This window comes from Janthinobacterium sp. 67, from assembly GCF_002797895.1.
In the GTDB taxonomy this organism is placed as follows: domain Bacteria; phylum Pseudomonadota; class Gammaproteobacteria; order Burkholderiales; family Burkholderiaceae_D; genus Janthinobacterium.
Window position 1 is genome coordinate 3,213,297 of record NZ_PGES01000001.1, and the last position, 18,877, is coordinate 3,232,173.

The window sequence follows — 18,877 nt, forward strand, 5'->3', positions numbered from 1 at the left end:
GATTAGGCCGCAGGCCGTAATCCGACACCATTGTTGGCCGCACGTCCATCACGGCAGCAGCGGTTTGATAGCCGCGATGGTGCGTGGCGTGGCGCCCCGGTGCTGGTTGGCAAACGCCAGCGCCTTTTGGCCCATCGACGCCAAACGCGCGCGATCCTGCAGCAAGGCCGCCGCCTGCGCCATCAGCGCATCGGCATCCGCCACCAGCGCGGCGCCGCCGGCCGCAATCGCCTGCTCGGTCACGAGCGCAAAGTTGAAGGTGTGGGGGCCGATCAGCACGGGCTTGCCCAGGGCAGCTGGTTCGATCAGGTTCTGTCCGCCCAGCGGCAGCAGGCTGCCCCCCACGAAAGCACAATCGCAGGCCGCGTAGTACGCAAACATCTCGCCCATCGAGTCGCCCAGCAGCACCTGCGTGCCCGCCGCAACGGCGTCGCCTTGCTGCAAAGCCGATCTGCGCTGCACGGCCAGGCCCTGCGCCGCGATCAATTTTTCCACTTCGTCGAAGCGCTGTGGATGGCGCGGCACGATCAGCAGCAGTACCTCAGCCGGCAAACTGGCGCGCGCCAGCGCTTCGAGGATCAGCGGCTCTTCCCCTTCGCGCGTGCTGGCGCACAGCAGCACGGGACGCTGGCCGATGGCTGCGCGCAGTGCCGCCCCCGTCGCCAGCGCCGCCTCGGGCACGACGACGTCGAACTTGATGCTGCCCGTGACGACCACGTCCTGCACGCCCAGCTGGCGCACGCGATCGGCGTCGTCCTGCGTCTGCGCCGCCACCAGGGTGATGCCGCGCGCCGCGTCGGCGATCAGTTTGCCCAGGCGCTGCGCCTTGCCCAGCGAGCGCTGCGACAGGCGCGCGTTGGCCAGCACCACGGGCACTTTGTAGCGATTGCATTGATGGATCAGATTCGGCCACACTTCCGTCTCCATCAGGATGCAGATGCGCGGCGCGAAATGGCGGATGAAACGGGCCGGCATGGCGCCCGTGTCGTAGGGCAGATAGCTTTGCACGAGGCGCGCGCCGTGCTTGGCGAACAGCACCTTGCCCGTGGCGCGCCCCGTCGGCGTCATGTGCGTGAGGACGATGCGGCACGCGGGCCAGGCGGCCAGCAAGGCATCGATCAGCGGCTCGGCCGCGCGCGTCTCGCCGACGGAGACGGCGTGCAGCCAGATGGTGTCCGTGGCAAGTGCCGGCTGGCGCCCGTAAAAGCCCAGGCGTTCGCCCCAGTGCTGGCGGTAACCGGGTTCCTGGCGTCCGCGCAGCCACAGCCGCGCCAGCACCAGGGGCAAGGCCAGCCACCAGGCAAGGGTATAAAGAAGTCGCATGATTATTGAATGTTAAAGTCAGGCGGGAGGGTACTCTGCCAGCAGTCGCCGTGCGGCGGCCAGCACTTCCGGCACGCCGGGCGGCGCACCCTTGTCGCCCAGATTGATGATTTTCGGCGACCAGTTGCCTTCCGTTTTCCACAGCGGCGAATCGGCATAGATTTCCACCGTCGGGCGCACGAAGGCGGCGGCGATGTGCGTCAAGCCCGTGTCGACGCCGATCACCAGCGCCGCGTGGCGCGCCAGCAGGGTGGCGTCGCCCATCGACAGTTTCGGCAGCACGCGCGCGTTGGGCAGGCCGGCCGCCAGCACTTCCGCCTCCGCCTTTTCCTTGGGCGAACCCCAGGGCAGCAGAATCGGCATGGGAGCGAGCGCCTGGCCCAGGGCGATCCAGTGTTCCGGCGCCCACTTCTTGGCGTCTCGCGCCGTGCCGTGGAAATACACGCAATACGGTGCCTCGCCCATCCAGTCCGGGCGCGGGTCGCTGTTCGACACTTCCGGCAAGCCGAAATCGGCCGGCGTATCGACCGTGTAGCCGAGTGCCGCGCCGGCCACCAGGCGACCGCGCGCTACCGCATGCGTGCGCGGGTCGAGCGGAATGCTCTTGGTATGGAACAGGCGCGAAATGCCTTCGTAGCCGGAACCTTCGCTGCCATTGGCCAGGCCGACCTTCTGTCCGCCCGGCGCCAGGCGCGCGGCGCCCATGATGATGCCCGTCTTGAGCAAGCCCTGGGTATCGAACACATAATCGTAGCGCGTCTGGCGCAGGCTGCGGAAGAAGGCGGCGATTTCCGCGCGCGTCTCCTTCTTGCCCAGGCTCTTGCGCCAGCGCCGCAGCGCGAACGGGAAGATCGTATTCACGCGCGGGTTCAGGCGCACCAGGCTCGTGTAGCCCTCTTCGACCACCCAGTCGATGGTCGCGTTCGGGAAATGGCGGGCGATGTCCGCCACCATCGGCAGGTTATGCAACACATCGCCCAGCGAAGACACCCGCACCAGCAGGATTTTCAAGGGCGCCCGTGCGCCAGGTTGACCGGCCATGCTGTCAGAACGGCAGGACGGCGTCAGGCTTGGCAGCCAGGATCACGCTCTTGAACTGGCCCTGGATGCGCGCCAGCGCTGCCGGCGTTTCCGCCTCGAAGCGCATGACGATCACCGGCGTGGTGTTCGACGAGCGGGCCAGGCCGAAGCCGTCCGCGTATTCCACGCGCAAGCCGTCGATGGTGATGATCTGTTCATTGCCAGGGAAAACGGCGTCGCGGCGCAGCATGTCCATCAGCGCGACGTTCTCGCCTTCCTTCAGCTCCAGGTGCAGTTCCGGCGTGCTGTCGGACTGCGGCAGGGAATTGAGCAAGGCCGAAGGATCGGCTTCGCGCGTGAGGATTTCCAGCAGGCGCGCGGCCGAATACAGGCCGTCGTCGAAACCGTACCAGCGGTCCTTGAAGAAGATATGGCCGCTCATTTCGCCGCCCAGCGGGGCACCCGTCTCGCGCAGCTTGGCTTTCACCAGCGAGTGGCCCGTCTTGTACATCAGCGGCACGCCGCCATGCTTGCTGATCCACGGTGCCAGGTGGCGCGTGCATTTGACGTCGTACAAAATCTGCGCGCCAGGGTGGCGGGTCAGCACGTCGGCGGCAAACAGCATCATCTGGCGGTCAGGGTAGATGATCTGGCCATCCTTGGTGACCACGCCCAGGCGGTCGCCGTCGCCGTCGAAGGCGATGCCGATTTCGGCATCCGTCTCGGCCAGGCAGCGGATCAGGTCTTGCAGGTTTTCCGGATGCGCGGGATCGGGATGGTGGTTCGGGAAATTGCCATCGACTTCGCAGAACAGTTCGATGACTTCGCAGCCCATGCCGCGGAACAGGTCGCCCGCGAAGGCGCCCGCCACGCCATTGCCGCAATCGACGGCGATCTTGATCGGGCGCGCCAGTTTGACGTCGCCCAGGATGCGCTCGAGGTAGGCGGCGCGGATATCGTGCGTGGCATAGCTTCCCGGCTTGGCGCTGGCGCTGCCGTCGTGCGCGACGATGCTGTGATACAGCGCCTGGATCGCTTCACCGTGGATCGCTTCGCCGGCCAGCACCATCTTGAAGCCGTTGTAGTCGGGCGGATTGTGGCTGCCCGTGACCATGATGCCGGAGCGCGTGTCGAGCACATTCGTGCCGAAGTAGACCATCGGCGTGGCCACCACGCCCAGGTCGATCACGTCGACGCCTGCCGCTTGCAAGCCCTGCGCCAGCGCCGCCGTCAATTCCGGTCCCGACAGGCGGCCATCGCGGCCGATCACTACCCGCTGCTCGCCCTTTGCCAGGGCTGCCTGGCCAAATGCCTGGCCGATCTTGTGCGCCACGCTGGCATCGAGGGTTTTAGCGATAATGCCGCGAATATCGTAGGCCTTGAAGATCGTTCTGGACAATGGAAGCATGGTGTGGGCGGTATGAGTAAAGGGATAATAAAGGGATAAATAAGGGAATAAACAAGTCCCTAGCAAGGTGCAGCGCGCGGCTGGCCGCTTGCTGCTGCGCCAAGAGTATACCGAATTATACGCGCAGCAGATCGATGGACTTGCCCGATTCCACCCACTGCCTGACCCACAGCGGCTGACGGCCGCGGCCTGTCCATTGCTCACTGGCATTGTCCGGATGACGGTAACGCACCGCGACTTTACCCGTGCGCGGGTGCAAGCCATCGAGTATCAGCTGTTTCAGCGGAATGCCAGCTTGCTGCGCGATCGCCATGATCTGTTCGCGCGCCTTGTTCAAATCTTCACGTTCGCGGCCGTTTAATTCGTGCTGAACCTGGTCTTGCAATTTGCGCAGCTCCAGCATTGTCAATGTTGATAAATTCATATGCCACCTTTAACATTAATATGAATTAAAAAATGCATGAATATACACTATTCACGTTATTTCTTCTTATTCATAATCATCCAGCGTGGCGACTTGAATCGGATGATGCGGAAATATAACCAGACGTACGACACCATGAATAAAATGGAACAGAAAATCAATAAACCGGTATGCCGCCAAAGCAAGGTCGCTGGAATCACGGCCGTCAGCGAAAACAGCCACAGATAAGGTGACGTCATCGAATTGCGGCGCATCAGCGCCCGCGCCTCCTTGCGGCCTACGGTCCACTGCACAATACGGCGGAAAATCAGGCTGTGCAGATGTATGCCGTCCGGCATCACCGGTGACTTCCCTTGAATAAATGCGCGTCGATAGGCCGAGAAAAGGGTTTCAAATGCGGGATAAATCAGCAGTAGCACGGCGTACCAGGTCGATACATCAGGATTGCGCATCACCAGCAGCAGGGTCAACTCACCGAGCATGAAGCCAATAAAATAGGCGCCACCATCACCGAGGAAAATCAAGCCGACCGGATAGTTCCAGATCAAAAAACCAGTAACGGCACCGGCCACCAGCAGGGCCAAGACCAGGATGAAGGAATCGTTGACTTGCAAGCCAACATAGGCGAGCGACAGGAACATGCAGATGGAAACCACGCTGGCCAGGCCATTGAAGCCATCGATAATATTGATGGCATTGGCAATCCCAGCCACGGCCAGCACTGTGATGGGCAAGCTCAGCCAGATCAAGGGTATCGCCCAGCTGGAGAAAGGGAAATCGATGCGGTCGATGCGCGCATCGATCAGAAAATAGGCCAGCAGCGCACCTGCCATGGTCAGCAGCAAGCGCCCCACGGGGCTGACTTTGCCCGTAAAGTCTTCAATGATGCCGCCAGCAAACGCGATGCCTGAGCACAACAGCAAGGACAGCATCCATTGCGTCATGGACGGCAGGCGCCAGATCGACACGAGCGCGCTGAACACCACTGCCAGGAAGATCGCCAGCCCGCCAATGCGTGCCACTGAATGGGAGTGCACTTTTTGCACGCCATGAAAATCAGAATCGAGTGCCGACCTGTGCAATCGCACCTGTTTAATAATCAACAGGGTCAACAACGCGGATGCGACAAAGCTCACGATAAAAGAAAACATTTTTATTATCAACAAAAAATCGGGCTCGCCACTAAAAAGCCATCGATAAGGTAAAAAATACGAGAAATTACGCCATACAGCCTTTAATGGCATTGTACCGACTTTGCGAATAAATCCCTATTTTCAAGCCGCCCGTCGACGCCGCCACGGCTGCTGCTATCTCAAAAAATGCCATATATCCAGTATTGCCAATAAAAAAAACCGTGTTTTTCGCCAAAAAGATACACATGCACGGCCCGCCACTTTGCCGCATTTTTGGCGCCGGAAAAATATTAATTTATAGGAAATATTCTCCATCCCGCTTGCGCGAATGTGTTCCAGCGTCGGAAATGCTAGCAAGGAAGTCCATGATTGCTAACAGCTTTTACCATTTGATACATTAACAATAGACTCTTTGACAATGCAACATGTAGCAGGCGGTTTTGCATGGCGGGCACGCCATTCGACACGCAAGCGTGCAACTTCAGGCATGATTCTGATTCTACTGAAAGTCTGGCGCCATCCGGGTACGTTTGCCGTCCAGCCCGATCCTCTGCCAAAAAAAATACCACACCGCTCATGAAAACCTACTTTATCGGCGATCTGCAAGGCTGCCATGCACAAACCGTCGAACTGATCGAACGGATACAAGCGGCAGCGGATGGCCCGTACCGCCTGCTGTTCGCGGGCGACCTGATCAACCGTGGCCCGGCCTCGCTGGCCACCCTGCGCCACGTGCATGCGCTGGCGCGGCAGGGCCTGGCCGACAGCGTCCTGGGCAACCATGACTTGCACCTGCTGGCCGTGGCCAACGGCATCCGGCCCGAGCATGCGTCCGACACCCTCGCCGAAATCCTCGAGGCGCCCGACCGCGAGGAGTTGATCGACTGGCTGCGCCAGCGGCCGTTGGCACTGGAACACGACGGCCATGTGCTCGTGCATGCGGGCTTGCTGCCGCAATGGAGCGCGGCCCAGGCCCTGTCCCTGAGCGGGGAAGTGTCCACCATGCTGCGCAGCGACGACTGGGTATCCTTCCTGCGCACCATGTACGGCAACGAGCCGACCGCCTGGCGCGACGACCTGCAGGGCGCCGACCGGCTGCGCTGTATCGTCAACGCCATGACGCGGCTGCGCTTTTGCACGCCCGACGGCGCGATGGACTTCAAGATGAAGGAAAGTGGCAGTCCGCCGCCCGGTTCCGGCCTGCTGCCCTGGTTCGACGTGCCGGGCCGGCAAAGCGCCGGCGACACCATCGTCTTCGGCCACTGGTCGGCGCTGGGACTGCAGTTGCGGGAGCGCCTGATCGGCCTCGATAGCGGCTGCGTGTGGGGCGGAAAACTGTCGGCCGTGTGCCTGCAAGACCGCTCCTTGCTGCAGGTCGATTGCCCCGCCTTCCGGCAGCATAGCGGCAAGCGCTGAGCACGGCGCATATGCTTAGTCGAAATCGGTCGTTGGCCTTGCCGCGCATGGCACGTATGATGGCGCTTTTGCCTGTGCGATCCCATGCATCCTGATACCGACAGACTGGCGCGCTGGCTGCTCGGCAGCCTGGAACTCGACACCGCCGTCCTGCACGTGGGCCAGTACTGCGGCCGCTGGCGCGCCTCCACGGCGGGCCGGGAACTGGGCAGCTTCCACCTGGTGCTCGACGGCCACTGCCATCTGCACCTCGATGGCGCGGCGCCTATCGCCCTCGGCCCGCGCGACGGCGTCTTCCTGCTGCGCGACCTGCCGCACTTCCTCAGTCCCCACAGCGATCCGCTGCAGGCGGTCAGCGCGCAGGCGATGCTGCCGCTGCAAGCGCCCACGGAGCAGCCTGCGACGGCGCTGGCCTGCGGCTTCTTTCAATTTCGCGGCGCCCTCTCCGCCCTGATCGTCGACTCCTTTCCGCCGTATCTGCTGATACGCGGCGACGCGCCCGCCTTCAGCGCCGCCGCCGCGCTGTTCGACCTGATCCTGGCGGAAGCGGGCGGCGACCCGGAACAGCCCTCGCCACTGATCGCGCGCTTGGTCGAACTGCTGTTCTTTTACCTGATCCGCCACGTGGCGCAGGGCGAGCAGGTGGCGGCCGGCCTGCTGTCGCTGCTGCACCAGCCCGCATTTTCGCCGCTGCTCGAACGCATGCTCGACGCGCCCGCCGACGACTGGTCGATCGAGAACATGGCCAAGGCCGCGTGCATGTCGCGCGCCAGCTTCTGCAAGCATTTCGCCAGCGCCAGCGGCCACTCGCCGGCCCAGTTCCTGCTCCTGCTGCGCATGAAGATCGCCGCGCGCCGCCTGCACGACGGCGTCTCCGTCGAACGCGCGGCCGAACTGGTGGGCTACCGCTCGCACGCCGCCTTCACGCGCGCCTTCAAGCGGGTCACGGGCGAGCAGCCGGGCACCTATCGGCGCGACCAGCGATTGCGCCAGCTGGCCAGCTAAGCGCCAGCTGAAATCAAGGATCGCACAATCGCAGACGAACGAGCACAAAAGGACGACGCTGACGTCTGTTGCGTGCACGGCATGGCCGATATAATGGCCGGGTGACTTACCAACTTAGCAAGGTACCCCATGTCCCGTCTGACGCTGCACACCCTCGATACCGCCCCGGCCGATAGCCGCCCCTTCGTGGAAAAGGCCATCGCCAACAATGGCTTCCTGCCCAACCTGATCGGCGTTCTGGCCAATGCCCCGCTGGCACTGGAAACCTACCTGACCGTCTCCGGTATCAATGCGCGCGCCAGCTTGAGCCTGATGGAACGCGAAGTGGTGCAGATCACGGCCGCGCGCATCCACGGCTGCGATTTCTGCATCGCCGGCCATAGCGCCATCTCGCTGAAAAAAGCAGGCCAGACACCGGACACGGTGCGCGCCCTGCAGCACGGCCAGCCGACGGGCGATGCGAAGCTGGACGCCGTCGCCGCCTTCGCCACGGCCGTCATCGCCACGCGCGGCGCCGTCAGCGACGTGGAATATCAAACCTTCCTGGCCGCCGGCTACAACGAGCAGCAGGCGCTCGAAGTCGTGCTGGGCATCAGCCTGGCCACCCTGTGCAATTTCTCCAACAGCCTGGCCGGCACGCCCGTCAATCCGCAATTGACGCCCTACCTGCCTGGCGCCGTCTGACATGGCGAACCTCACTCACTGGCTGCACATGCATGCCGACCAGCTCGACCAATCGTCGGAGCTGGCTGAAACCGTTTTGCCTGCCCTCGCTGGCGACAAGCTGCTGGCCATCGGCGTGCCGCAGGAACACGGCGGCGCGGGCGGCGACGTGCGCGACGCCATCGACGCCATCGCCAAAGTGGCCGAGCAATCGGTGACGGCGGCCTTTGTCTTCTGGGGCCAGCGCTGCTTCATCGAATTCCTGCTGCAAAGCGAGAACCGCGCGCTGGCCGAGCGCCGCTTGCCCGGCCTGCTGGCAGGCACGCAGGCGGGCGCCAGCGGCCTGTCGAACGCCATGAAATTCTTGTCCGGCATCGAGCAGCTGCAAATCACGGGCGCGCGCCACGCTGACGGCTTGCTCGTCGACGGCGGCCTGGCCTGGGTGACGAACTTGCGCAAGGCGGGCTTTGTCGCGGCGGCGGCCGTGGCGCCGGACGACGGCGCGCCGCCCGTCATCGTCGCCTTCGACAGCGGCAGCGCAGGCGTCAAGCGCAGCGACGACCTGGACCTGATCGCCCTGCGCGGCAGCAATACGGCATCCGTCAAGCTGGCGCAGGTGCACATCCCCGCCGCCGACATCATCAGCGACAATGCGCCGGCCTGGCTGCCGCAGGTGCGCCCATCGTTCCTCGGCATGCAGTGCGGCCTGTCGATCGGCCTGGCGCGCGCCAGCCTGGCCAAGGCGGCGCAGATTTCCGCCGGCTCGCGCAACCAGCTCACGCCGCGCATCGAAGCGCTGCAAGCGACACTGGAAAGCGCCGTCGCCACCCTGCTGGCCGGCGTGCACGATGGCCGTTTCAAAAAAGAAGCACCGGCCATGTTCCGCCTGCGCATACAGCTGGCCGGCGTGCTGCAGCAAGCCTTGATGCTGGAACTGCAAGCCATGGGCGGACGCGCCTACCTGAATGCCGAGCAGCAGGGCTTTGCCCGCCGCTGGCGCGAATCGTCGTTCATCCCCATCGTCACCCCCAGCCTGACGCAGTTGCAATCGGCCTTGCAGCTGTTCGACAGCCAGCAGGCGGCCAAGGCGGCGGGAGCATCGGCATGAGCGTTGCCGATTGGGCCTTGCAGGCGCAGGATCTGAGCTACGCTTACCCCGGCACGGCGCCCGTGTTCCAGCACGTGTCGCTGGGCGTGCGCAAGCGCGAAATCGTCTGCCTGCTTGGCGGCAGCGGCTGCGGCAAATCAAGCCTGCTGCGCGTGCTGGCCGGCTTGCAGCCGCCGTCCACGGGCGAGATCCAGTTCCTCGACGCTCCCATGCGCGAACCGGACCCGCGCAGCGCCCTCGTCTTCCAGCAAGCCAGTTTGCTACCCTGGCTGAACGTCACGGGCAATGCCGGTTTCGGCCTGGACTTCAAGCACCAGCCGCAGCTCACGCGCGAGGCGCACCAGGCGCGCGTGGCGCAAGCCATCGAAGCGGTCGGTTTGAAAGGACGCGAAAAACTGTATCCGTCCGCGCTGTCGGGCGGCATGGCCCAGCGCGTGGCCCTGGCCCGTGCGCTGGCGCGCGAACCGGAACTGCTGTTCGCCGACGAACCGTTTTCCGCCCTTGATGCCATCACGCGCGCCGAAATGCAATCCTTGCTCGTCGACGTGGTGCACCGCTGGCACACGGCCGTGCTGCTCGTCACGCACGATATCGACGAAGCGATTCTCGTGGCCGACCGCATCTTGCTCATGGGCGGCAAGCCGGGCAACATCGTGCGCGAATGGAACGTCGCCATCGACCAGCCACGGATCGGCCACAGCGCCGACGTCATCGCCCTGAAGATGGACATCCTCGACGCCCTGCAGGCGCTGCAAAAGCAGGACCAAGCGCCCGCCTTTGCTTCCAATTAATCGACCGGAACTCTCCCATGACATTCGAAGACCACAACAAACCCCTGCACATCTGCGCCTCGTCCGATTGCGACTGCGGCCTGACGCGGCGCGATTTCCTGCGCATGTCGGCCCTGGCCACGGCCAGCGTTGCCTCGCCGCTGCTGTTCGCCGGCGACGCCATGGCCCAGCAAGGCCCGAAAGGCGACGACCAGCCCGTGAAAATCGGCTACCTGCCGATCACCGACGCCACCCCGCTGCTCGTCGCCCACGCGCGCAAGCTGTTCGAAGCGGAAGGCTTGCAGGCGGAAACGCCGCGGCTGTTCCGCAGCTGGGCGCAAATCATCGAAGCCTTCGTGGCCGGCCAGGTCAACGTCATCCACTTGCTGTCGCCGGCCACCTTATGGGTGCGCTACGGCGCCAAGTTCCCCGCCAAGGTCGTCGCCTGGAACCACGTCAACGGGTCCGCGCTGACGGTGGCCAACGAGATCAACAAGGTTTCCGACCTGGGTGGACGCACGGTCGCCATCCCGTTCTGGTACTCGATCCACAACATCCTGCTGCAGCAGATCCTGTCCTCGAACGGCTTGACGCCGGTGACGCGCGCGCGCAACGCGGCCATCAAGCCGAATGAAGTGAACCTGGTCGTGCTGGCACCCGCCGAAATGGTTTCCGCCCTGGCCAGCAAGTCGATCGCCGGATACATCGTGGCGGAGCCCTTCAATGCGGCGGCGGAAAACGCCGGCATCGGCAAGATCCTGCGCTTCTCGGGCGACGTGTGGAAAAACCATGCATGCTGCGTTACTTTCCTGTCCGAGCGCGACATCAACACACGTCCCGAATGGGCGCAAAAGGTCACCAACGCCATCGTCAAGGCGCAGCTGTGGACGCGCACGAACCAGGTCGACACGGCCAAGCTGCTGTCGAACGTGGGCGAGCACCGCTACACGCCGCATCCGCTGCAGGTGCTGACCAAGGTGCTGGCCACCACCGATTACGCCGGCTACGAAAAGCAGGGCCTGATCGTGCACAAGAACTGGCAGCAGCGCCGCATCGACTTCCAGCCATATCCGTTCGCCTCGTACACGGAAGAACTGGTGCGCGCCATCGGCCGCACCAAGGTGGAAGGCGATACGCGCTTCCTGGCCAATCTCGATCCGAAATTCGCCGCGCGCGACCTGGTCGATGACCGCTTCGTGCGCAAGGCCATCACGGCGGTCGGCGGCCCGGCCGCCTTCGGCTTGCCGGCCAACCTGCTGCGCAGCGAAACCGTGGCGGTCTGACGATGGCAAGCAAGCTGTTCACGAAGTTCGGCCTGCCCCTCGTGGGGCTGGCCTGTGCCTTGCTGCTGTGGTCCATGGGCGTGACGGCGCTGGAGAAATCCACGCCGATTGCCACCGCTTTTGCGCCCTTGCCCACGGCGCTGGCGTTCAAGGAGATGGTGGGCGGCGCGGATATCTGGCTGCACGTGGTATTGAGCCTGCAGCGGGTGGCCGTGGGCCTGGGACTGGCCATCGTCATCGGCGTGCCGCTCGGCGTGCTGGTGGCCATGTCGAAAAGCTTTTCCGGCGCGGCCATGCCGCTGTTCCAGCTGCTGCGCATGATTTCGCCGCTGTCGTGGATGCCGATCGCCGTGATGGTGCTCGGTGTCGGCGACGCGCCCGTGTACTTCCTGCTGGCGTTTGCGGCCGTCTGGCCTATCCTGCTCAATACGGCGGCCGGCGTGGCGCGGCTCGATCCGAACTGGCTGCTGCTGGCGCGCAGCCTGTCGGCCACGCGCAGCGAGATCGTCTTCAAGGTGATTTTGCCGGGCATCACGGCCGACATTCTGACCGGCGTGCGCCTGGCCATCGGCATCATCTGGATCGTGCTGGTGCCGGCGGAAATGCTGGGCGTGTCGGCGGGCCTCGGCTACTTCATCCTCGACACGCGCGACCGCCTCGCGTATTCGGAACTGATGGCCGCCATCGTGCTGATCGGCATACTCGGCTTCATTCTCGATTACCTGGCCCGCGCCGCGCATGCGCGCTGGCTGCACGTCAAGAACTAAGCGGCCTTGTCCAGCGGCAGCGCGGCGGCCACGGCCGCCTGCGTTGCCGCCGCCAGTTCGCGCCGGTGCGCGCCTGTCGTCGCCACCGGCGCCAGACAGGTCAGGCGCGCCGTGATGGGCGGGCCGCTCAGTATCGCCACCATGCTTTGCGCAAAGCTCATCTCGCCGATAAAGTCGACGGCGTGGTGCAAGGCCCCCTGGTCATCCACATACACGAGCGCGAACGGCTGCACCGGCACGTGCGCGTCGATGGCCGCCTCGAACAAATTGGCGTGAAACGGCAGGATCTGTCCTTGCGCGGCGGTCGTGCCTTCGGGGAAAAACGCGATGCGCTCGCCCGCCGTCAACCTGTCCACCAGGCCCTGGAAAATCAGACGCAGGTCACGCTTGCTGCCGCGCGAAATGAAGATGGTGCCGGCGCGCCCCGCCAGCCAGCCGAGGATGGGCCAGGCACGAATTTCCGCCTTGGCGACGAAACGGCAGGGGTGGACGGCGTTGATGACGAAGATGTCGAGCCACGAGACGTGGTTCGCCACCACCATCGCATGGTCGAGGGCCGGCACGCTGTCGGCCGGCTGCGCCACGTGCACGCCGCAAATGTCGAGCAGCTGCGTCGACCAGCGGCGGATGCGCCGGTTGCGACCTTCCAGGTCCAGCCAGGGAAAGACCACGGCGCTTTCGGCCATGCCGCAGCTCAGGTGGATGGCGATGCGCGCGAGGCGGTAGGTAAGCAGAAGTTTCAAATGACACCAACAAATTAAATAAGGCTCTCGACCCCAAGCAAAATCTGGGGTCAGACCCGGCGGGTCTGACCCCGGCTTCGACACCTTCGCTGGTGCACTAGCGGCAATTAACGCTGAAACGCCACCTGTCCGGCAACGATGGTCGCCTTGACGATGCCGCTCAGCTCATAGCCGAGGAAAGGCGTGTGCTTGCCCTGGCTGGCCAGCGAGGCCGACGACACGGTCCAGCGCGCGGCGGGATCGAAGACGCAGATGTCGGCCGCTTCGCCCACGGCCAGGCTGCCGGCCGGGATGCCGGCGACACGGGCCGCGTCGGACGTGACCTTGGCCACGGCGCGCGCCAGCGGACGTGCGCCCGCTTGCGGCTGGTTCAAGGCATAATCGTCGGCCCATTTCAGGGCCAAGGACAGCAGCAGTTCCAGGCCTGTGGCGCCGGGCGACGCTTCGCCGAACGGCAGCAATTTTTCATCGTCGTCGACAGGCGTGTGGTCCGAGCACATGGCGTCGACCGTGCCGTCAAGCAGGCCGGCGCGGATCGCATCGCGGTCGCGCTGGCTGCGGAACGGCGGCGTGACCCTGGCGTTCGGGTCGAAGAAGCCGATGTCGGCGTCCGTCAGGTGCACGTGGTGCACGCCCACGTCGCAGGTGACGGGAAGACCTTCCGCTTTCGCCGCTCGGATCAGTTCCAGGCCCGCCGCCGACGAGATGCGGCACAGGTGCACGCGCGCGCGGCTGGCGCGCATCAATTCGAAAATCGTGTGCAGGGCGATGGTTTCCGACATCACGGGCACGCCGGACAAGCCCAGGCGCGAGGCCAGCGGGCCGCTGTGGGCGATGCCGCCGCGGCCGATGTGCGGGTCTTGCGGGCGCAGCCAGACCGTGTAGCCGAAGGTGTTCGCGTACTGCATGGCGCGCAGCAGCACGGTCGTGTCTTCGATCGGCTCTTCGGCCTGCGCGAAGCCGATGCAGCCTGCTTCCGTCAGTTCCGCCATTTCCGTCAGCGACTGGCCTTTCAAGCCCATGGTCAACGCGCCCAGCGGGTGCACGTGGGCCTTGTTCTGCGTCTTGGCGCGGTATTTCAGCATCTCCACCAGGCCCGGCTCGTCCAGCACGGGATCGGTATCGGGCGGGCACACCAGGCTCGTGACGCCGCCTTGGAGGGCCGCCTGCAATTCCGATTCCAGGGTCGCCTTGTATTCGTAACCCGGCTCGCGCAGGCGCGCGGACAGGTCGACCAGGCCGGGGGCAACCACCAGGCCGGCCGCGTCAAACGTCGTGTCGGCGGTGAAGCCGGCCGGGGCGCTGCCCACGGCCAGCACCTTGCCGTCGGCGATAAACAGGTCTTGCAAGCCATCGATGCCGTTGGCAGGGTCGATCAAATGGCCGTTCTTGATATGTAGTGTCGTCATGCTCGCTTACTCGTCCTTGGGCTATCAGCCCTGATTACCAGCCAAAATACTCATCACCGCCATGCGCACGGCGATACCGAAGGTCACCTGCGGCAGGATCACCGCCTGCGGACCGTCGGCCACGGCCGAATCGATTTCCACGCCGCGGTTCATCGGGCCCGGATGCATGACGATGGCATCCGGTTTCGCCAGCGCCAGGCGCTCGGGCGTCAAGCCGTAGCTCTTGAAATATTCCTGCGCCGACGGCAGCAGCGCGCCGCTCATGCGCTCGTTTTGCAGGCGCAGCATGATGATCACGTCGACGCCTTTCAAGCCTTCATCCATGTTGGTGAAGGTGCGCACGCCCATCTGTTCCAGGCCGCCCGGCAGCAGGGTGTGCGGGCCGATGGCGCGCACTTCCGGCACGCCCAGCGTGGTCAGCGCATGGATGTCGGAACGGGCCACGCGGCTGTGCAGGATGTCGCCCACGATGGCCACCGTCAGGTTGGTGAAATCCTTCTTGTAGTGGCGGATCGTGTACATGTCGAGCAAGCCCTGGGTCGGGTGCGCGTGGCGGCCATCGCCCGCGTTGACGACGTGGACGTGCGGCTGCTTGGTATCGATCAGGTGCTTGGCGATCAGGTAGGGCGCGCCCGACTGCGCGTGGCGCACGACGAACATGTCGGCATGCATGGCCGACAGGTTGTCGATGGTGTCGAGCAGGGACTCGCCCTTGCTGGCCGACGAAGCCTGGATGTTCAGGTTGATGACGTCGGCCGACAGCCTTTTTGATGCGATTTCAAAGGTGGTGCGGGTGCGCGTGGAGTTTTCAAAGAACAGGTTGAAAACGCTTTTGCCGCGCATCAGCGGGACCTTTTTCACGTCGCGGTCGGAAATACCGACGAACGAGGAAGCCGTGTCGAGGATGTGGTTGACGATAGACTTCGGCAAGCCTTCAATCGTCAGCAGATGTTGCAGTTCGCCGTGTTTATTCAGTTGCGGATTAAGCATGGTGGGTATCTAAGGTGAGCGTGAATTTTCCATCGTCGACTTGCTTCAGGACCAGGGCCTGGCCCGCTGGCACGGCAGTGTAGGCGGCCACGAAATCGGCGGCCACCGGCAGCTGGCGTTCGCCGCGGTCGACCAGGGCCGCCAGCATGATCTTGGCCGGGCGGCCATAGTCGAACAATTCATTGATGGCCGCGCGCGTCGTGCGGCCCGTGTACAGCACATCGTCGACCAGCAGGATGGTGGCGCCGGCCACGTCGAAACCGATTTGCGTCGGCTTGACGTCCGCATGCAAGCCCTTCTGGGCGAAGTCGTCGCGGTAGAACGAGACGTCGAGCACGCCCAGGCGGTCGAGCAGGTTCAGGTCGCGCGCCAGGCGTTCGGCCAGCCAGGCGCCGCCCGAATGGATGCCGACGATGGCCACGTTGGGGATGCCCGCCAGGCCGCTCTGCACTTGCTGCAGCAAGACCGCATACAGGGCCTCGGCGTCGAGTTGGGAAGGATTCGTAGGTTGCGGCATGGAGTTCTTGATCATTCAGGAATGGGCCAAAAAGGTCAGATTATTAATAATTCGCGTCGAAATACTGTTGCAGGATGATGGCAGCGGCGCGGTCGTCGATGACTTCGCCGCGCCTGGCGGCGATGACGGCCGAGGAATAGCGCTCGTCGACCAGTTCCACGGGCAGGTTGAAACGGCCGTGCACCTGGTTGGCGAAACGGCGGCAGCGCGCGCTCATCTCGTGTTCCGTGCCATCGGGATGGCTGGGCAGGCCCACCACGATGCGGCTCGCGCCCCACTCCTTGATCAGGCTATCGATGGCGGCGAACTTCGGCTCGTTCGCCGTGGCCGTGATCACGCTGAGCGGCTTGGCCTGGCAAATCATGGTATTGCCGATGGCAACGCCGATGCGTTTCAAGCCGAAATCGAAGGCGAGGATGGTGTCGATGGCGTCACCGCTCATGCGTGGCCAGCCTCGCTCGCCAGCATGAGGGGGTCGATGCCCAGCAATTTGATGGCCGCCACGTAGCGCTGCTCGATGGGGAAATCGAACAGGATGTCGGCCGAGGCGCCCACCGTCAGCCAGCCGTTGCGGCCGATCTCGTCTTCCAGCTGGCCCGGGCTCCAGCCCGAGTAGCCGATGGAGACGAGCATGCGCTCGGGACCATCGCCCTTGGCGACGGCTTCGAGCACGTCGATCGAAGTGGTAAACGCCACTTCATCGGTCACCGTCAGCGACGAGGAGTAGCGCGCGCCCGGCGTATGCAGCACGAAGCCGCGGTCATCCTGCACGGGGCCGCCGAACATGATCGGTTCATTGATGATGGGCGTGTCGCTGCCGGCCGCCAGTTTCAGGTCGATGCGGTCGAACAGCACTTCCATGGTCATGTCGGTGGGCTTGTTGATGACGACGCCGAGCACGCCGTTTTCATTGTGTTCGCACACGTACACGACCGTGCCGCCGAAGATCGGATCTTGCATGGCCGGCATCGCAATGAGGAAATGGTTGGCCAGATTCAGGGTGGAGGAACCGGTCGCGGCCGGTTCTCCCACACCCTGCATCAGACGATGTCCTGGTAGAGTCTGGTCGATTTTACTCTTTTTCATACGCGATGCTCTCTCTGTGGGCTTGCTGGCAAGTCTCGCTTACCCCGCTATCGTACGCCTGGCGCAAGCTGCCGCGAATCTTGGGCGGCGCGCACCGTGGTGCCAGGCGTTATTCTTGTTATCTTATAAATTAATGATCAATTCGCTATGCTTGCGGGCGCATTTCGATGCCAATTGTAAAATTGATTGCAAAATCGCTGTCGCACATAAAGCGCCACGAACATACCCGGTAGTTTACACTGAATTGCCGCCGCAGCGACGCCAAAGGCACGACGCGAGCGGCCATAAAGCCCTGTTGGCGGCAAAAAATAGCCTATCTTTGACACTGAACACGCGAAATAATGACAATCAAGACTTCCCTGGTGTGGTTCCGGCGCGATCTGCGCGCGTTTGACCATGTTGCACTGCATCACGCCCTGCGCCAGAGCCAGGCCGTGCATTGCGTCTTCGTGTACGACACCGCCATCCTGGCTGCGCTGCCGCGCCGCGACCGTCGAATCGATTTCATCCATGCCAGCGTGGCCGAGCTGGCCAGCGAGCTGCGCCAGCTCGGTGGCGACCTGATCGTGCTGCACGCGGACGCGGCCGAAGCCATCCCGCGCCTGGCGGCCGAATTGAACGCCGACGCCGTCTTTGCCAACCACGACTACGAGCCGCAAGCGATCGCCCGCGACGCCACGGTGGCGGCCGCGCTCACGCGCGACGCGCGCCTGTGGTTCAGCTTCAAGGACCAGGTGATCTTTGAAAAGGACGAAGTGCTGACCTTGTCGGCCAAGCCCTACACCGTCTACACGCCGTACAAGAATGCCTGGCTGAAGAAAATGCGCGCCGAACCCGGCTGCCTGGCGCCGTTCGACATCGAGCCGCACGCGGCCAGCCTGGCGCCGCCGCGCGCCGGCACGCCGGCGCCCCTGCCCACCCTGGGCGAACTGGGTTTCGAGGCGAGCAACCTGGCCGAACTGGCCATTCCCACCGGTATGTCGGGCGCCAGCACGCTGTTTGACGATTTCCTGGCGCGCGTGGCCCGCTATGACGTGGCGCGCGATTTCCCCGCCCTGAAGGGGCCGTCCTACCTGTCCATGCATTTGCGCTTCGGCACCGTGTCGCTGCGCTACCTGGTGCGCACCATCGTCGACCTGATGGACCGGGGCGGCGGCGGCGATGGCGCGCCCGTGTGGCTGGCAGAACTGATCTGGCGCGATTTCTACGCCATGATCTTGTACCAGAACCCGCACGTGGAAGGCGGCGCCTTCAAACCGGCCTACGACGCCATCGCCTGGGCAACCGGGCTTGAGGCCGATGCCGCCTTTGCCGCCTGGTGCGAGGGGCGCACCGGCTACCCGCTGGTGGACGCGGCCATGGCGCAGCTGAACCAGACGGGCTATATGCACAACCGCCTGCGCATGGTCACGGCCTGCTTTTTGATCAAGGATCTGGGTATCGACTGGCGCCGCGGCGAAGCGTACTTTGCGCTGCACCTGAACGACTTCGACCTGGCCTCGAACAACGGCGGCTGGCAATGGGCTTCGTCGTCGGGCTGCGACGCGCAGCCCTACTTCCGCATCTTCAATCCCATTACGCAGTCGGAAAAATTCGATGCGGGCGGGCGCTTCATCCGCCGCTACCTGCCGCAACTGAAGGCGCTGGGCGACAAGGAAATCCACGCGCCCTGGCTGGTGCCGCGCATGCTGCTCGAGCAAAAAAACATCGTGCTGGGACGCGATTATCCGGAACCGCTGGTGCAGCACGACGAGGCGCGCAAGGAGACGCTGGAACGCTATGCCGTGGTGAAGGTGGTGGCGTAGTCAGGTA

Annotated in this window: 19 protein-coding genes; 8 read left to right on the forward strand and 11 right to left on the reverse strand. The window is 64.0% G+C overall.

All coding sequences use genetic code 11. The annotated features are described in order from the left end of the window. Positions 1-48: 48 nt before the first annotated feature. From waaA to CLU90_RS14455, 5 genes are all read right to left on the reverse strand, one after another. Complete coding sequence (gene waaA, locus CLU90_RS14435) at positions 49-1,323, reverse strand: lipid IV(A) 3-deoxy-D-manno-octulosonic acid transferase (protein ID WP_100428253.1); 1,275 nt, start codon at positions 1,321-1,323, stop codon at positions 49-51. A gap of 18 nt (positions 1,324-1,341) precedes the next feature. Next, positions 1,342-2,364 carry a lipopolysaccharide heptosyltransferase I gene (waaC, locus tag CLU90_RS14440; protein WP_100428254.1) on the reverse strand — a complete coding sequence of 341 codons (1,023 nt, stop codon included), beginning with the start codon at positions 2,362-2,364 and terminating at the stop codon, positions 1,342-1,344. A 4-nt stretch (positions 2,365-2,368) separates the two neighbouring features. Then, a complete protein-coding gene (locus tag CLU90_RS14445) occupies positions 2,369-3,751 on the reverse strand; it encodes a phosphomannomutase/phosphoglucomutase (protein ID WP_100428255.1) in 1,383 nt (460 codons plus the stop codon). Positions 3,752-3,866: 115 nt separating this feature from the next. Next, positions 3,867-4,175 carry an H-NS histone family protein gene (locus tag CLU90_RS14450; protein ID WP_100428256.1) on the reverse strand — a complete coding sequence of 103 codons (309 nt, stop codon included), beginning with the start codon at positions 4,173-4,175 and terminating at the stop codon, positions 3,867-3,869. Between the two features lie 56 nt (positions 4,176-4,231). Then, a complete protein-coding gene (locus tag CLU90_RS14455) occupies positions 4,232-5,326 on the reverse strand; it encodes a glycosyltransferase family 4 protein (protein ID WP_100428257.1) in 1,095 nt (364 codons plus the stop codon). Positions 5,327-5,884: 558 nt separating this feature from the next. Between CLU90_RS14455 and CLU90_RS14460 the strand changes: the two genes are divergently transcribed. From CLU90_RS14460 to CLU90_RS14490, 7 genes are all read left to right on the forward strand, one after another. Further along, on the forward strand, positions 5,885-6,724 hold the full coding sequence (locus CLU90_RS14460; RefSeq protein WP_100428258.1) for a symmetrical bis(5'-nucleosyl)-tetraphosphatase: 840 nt from the start codon (positions 5,885-5,887) through the stop codon (positions 6,722-6,724). A gap of 84 nt (positions 6,725-6,808) precedes the next feature. Continuing rightward, positions 6,809-7,729, forward strand: coding sequence for an AraC family transcriptional regulator (locus tag CLU90_RS14465; RefSeq protein ID WP_100428259.1), 921 nt, complete (start codon positions 6,809-6,811; stop codon positions 7,727-7,729). Positions 7,730-7,858: 129 nt separating this feature from the next. Next, positions 7,859-8,413 carry a carboxymuconolactone decarboxylase family protein gene (locus CLU90_RS14470; protein ID WP_100428260.1) on the forward strand — a complete coding sequence of 185 codons (555 nt, stop codon included), beginning with the start codon at positions 7,859-7,861 and terminating at the stop codon, positions 8,411-8,413. Position 8,414: 1 nt separating this feature from the next. Further along, positions 8,415-9,500 carry an acyl-CoA dehydrogenase family protein gene (locus CLU90_RS14475; protein ID WP_100428261.1) on the forward strand — a complete coding sequence of 362 codons (1,086 nt, stop codon included), beginning with the start codon at positions 8,415-8,417 and terminating at the stop codon, positions 9,498-9,500. Further along, positions 9,497-10,291: an ABC transporter ATP-binding protein gene (locus tag CLU90_RS14480; protein WP_092711458.1), complete on the forward strand. Its 795-nt coding sequence runs from the start codon at positions 9,497-9,499 to the stop codon at positions 10,289-10,291. The genes CLU90_RS14475 and CLU90_RS14480 overlap by 4 nt, the downstream gene beginning before the upstream one ends. Positions 10,292-10,308: 17 nt before the next feature. Beyond that, positions 10,309-11,553, forward strand: a complete 1,245-nt coding sequence (locus CLU90_RS14485; RefSeq protein ID WP_100428262.1) for an ABC transporter substrate-binding protein — start codon at positions 10,309-10,311, stop codon at positions 11,551-11,553. Positions 11,554-11,555: 2 nt separating this feature from the next. Further along, positions 11,556-12,320 (forward strand): ABC transporter permease, encoded by a 765-nt coding sequence (locus tag CLU90_RS14490; protein WP_058048317.1) that lies wholly within the window; start codon positions 11,556-11,558, stop codon positions 12,318-12,320. Here CLU90_RS14490 and CLU90_RS14495 read toward each other — a convergent pair. The 6 genes from CLU90_RS14495 to CLU90_RS14520 form a co-directional block, all read right to left on the reverse strand. Beyond that, positions 12,317-13,063: a lysophospholipid acyltransferase family protein gene (locus CLU90_RS14495; RefSeq protein WP_100428263.1), complete on the reverse strand. Its 747-nt coding sequence runs from the start codon at positions 13,061-13,063 to the stop codon at positions 12,317-12,319. The genes CLU90_RS14490 and CLU90_RS14495 overlap by 4 nt on opposite strands. A 107-nt stretch (positions 13,064-13,170) precedes the next feature. Continuing rightward, complete coding sequence (locus tag CLU90_RS14500; RefSeq protein WP_100428264.1) at positions 13,171-14,472, reverse strand: dihydroorotase; 1,302 nt, start codon at positions 14,470-14,472, stop codon at positions 13,171-13,173. Between the two features lie 24 nt (positions 14,473-14,496). After that, on the reverse strand, positions 14,497-15,462 hold the full coding sequence (locus tag CLU90_RS14505) for an aspartate carbamoyltransferase catalytic subunit (RefSeq protein WP_034746695.1): 966 nt from the start codon (positions 15,460-15,462) through the stop codon (positions 14,497-14,499). Continuing rightward, entirely contained in the window at positions 15,455-15,979 is a 525-nt protein-coding gene (pyrR, locus tag CLU90_RS14510) for a bifunctional pyr operon transcriptional regulator/uracil phosphoribosyltransferase PyrR (RefSeq protein ID WP_092712181.1), read from the reverse strand. Before pyrR ends, CLU90_RS14505 begins: the two co-directional genes overlap by 8 nt. Positions 15,980-16,022: 43 nt before the next feature. After that, positions 16,023-16,421 (reverse strand): Holliday junction resolvase RuvX, encoded by a 399-nt coding sequence (gene ruvX, locus CLU90_RS14515; RefSeq protein ID WP_217916667.1) that lies wholly within the window; start codon positions 16,419-16,421, stop codon positions 16,023-16,025. Continuing rightward, on the reverse strand, positions 16,418-17,020 hold the full coding sequence (locus CLU90_RS14520) for a YqgE/AlgH family protein (protein ID WP_034746689.1): 603 nt from the start codon (positions 17,018-17,020) through the stop codon (positions 16,418-16,420). Before CLU90_RS14520 ends, ruvX begins: the two co-directional genes overlap by 4 nt. A 386-nt stretch (positions 17,021-17,406) precedes the next feature. Between CLU90_RS14520 and CLU90_RS14525 the strand changes: the two genes are divergently transcribed. Next, the gene (locus tag CLU90_RS14525; RefSeq protein ID WP_092711466.1) at positions 17,407-18,870 is read left to right on the forward strand and encodes a cryptochrome/photolyase family protein; all 1,464 of its coding nucleotides are present in this window, start codon (positions 17,407-17,409) and stop codon (positions 18,868-18,870) included. Positions 18,871-18,877: the final 7 nt, after the last annotated feature.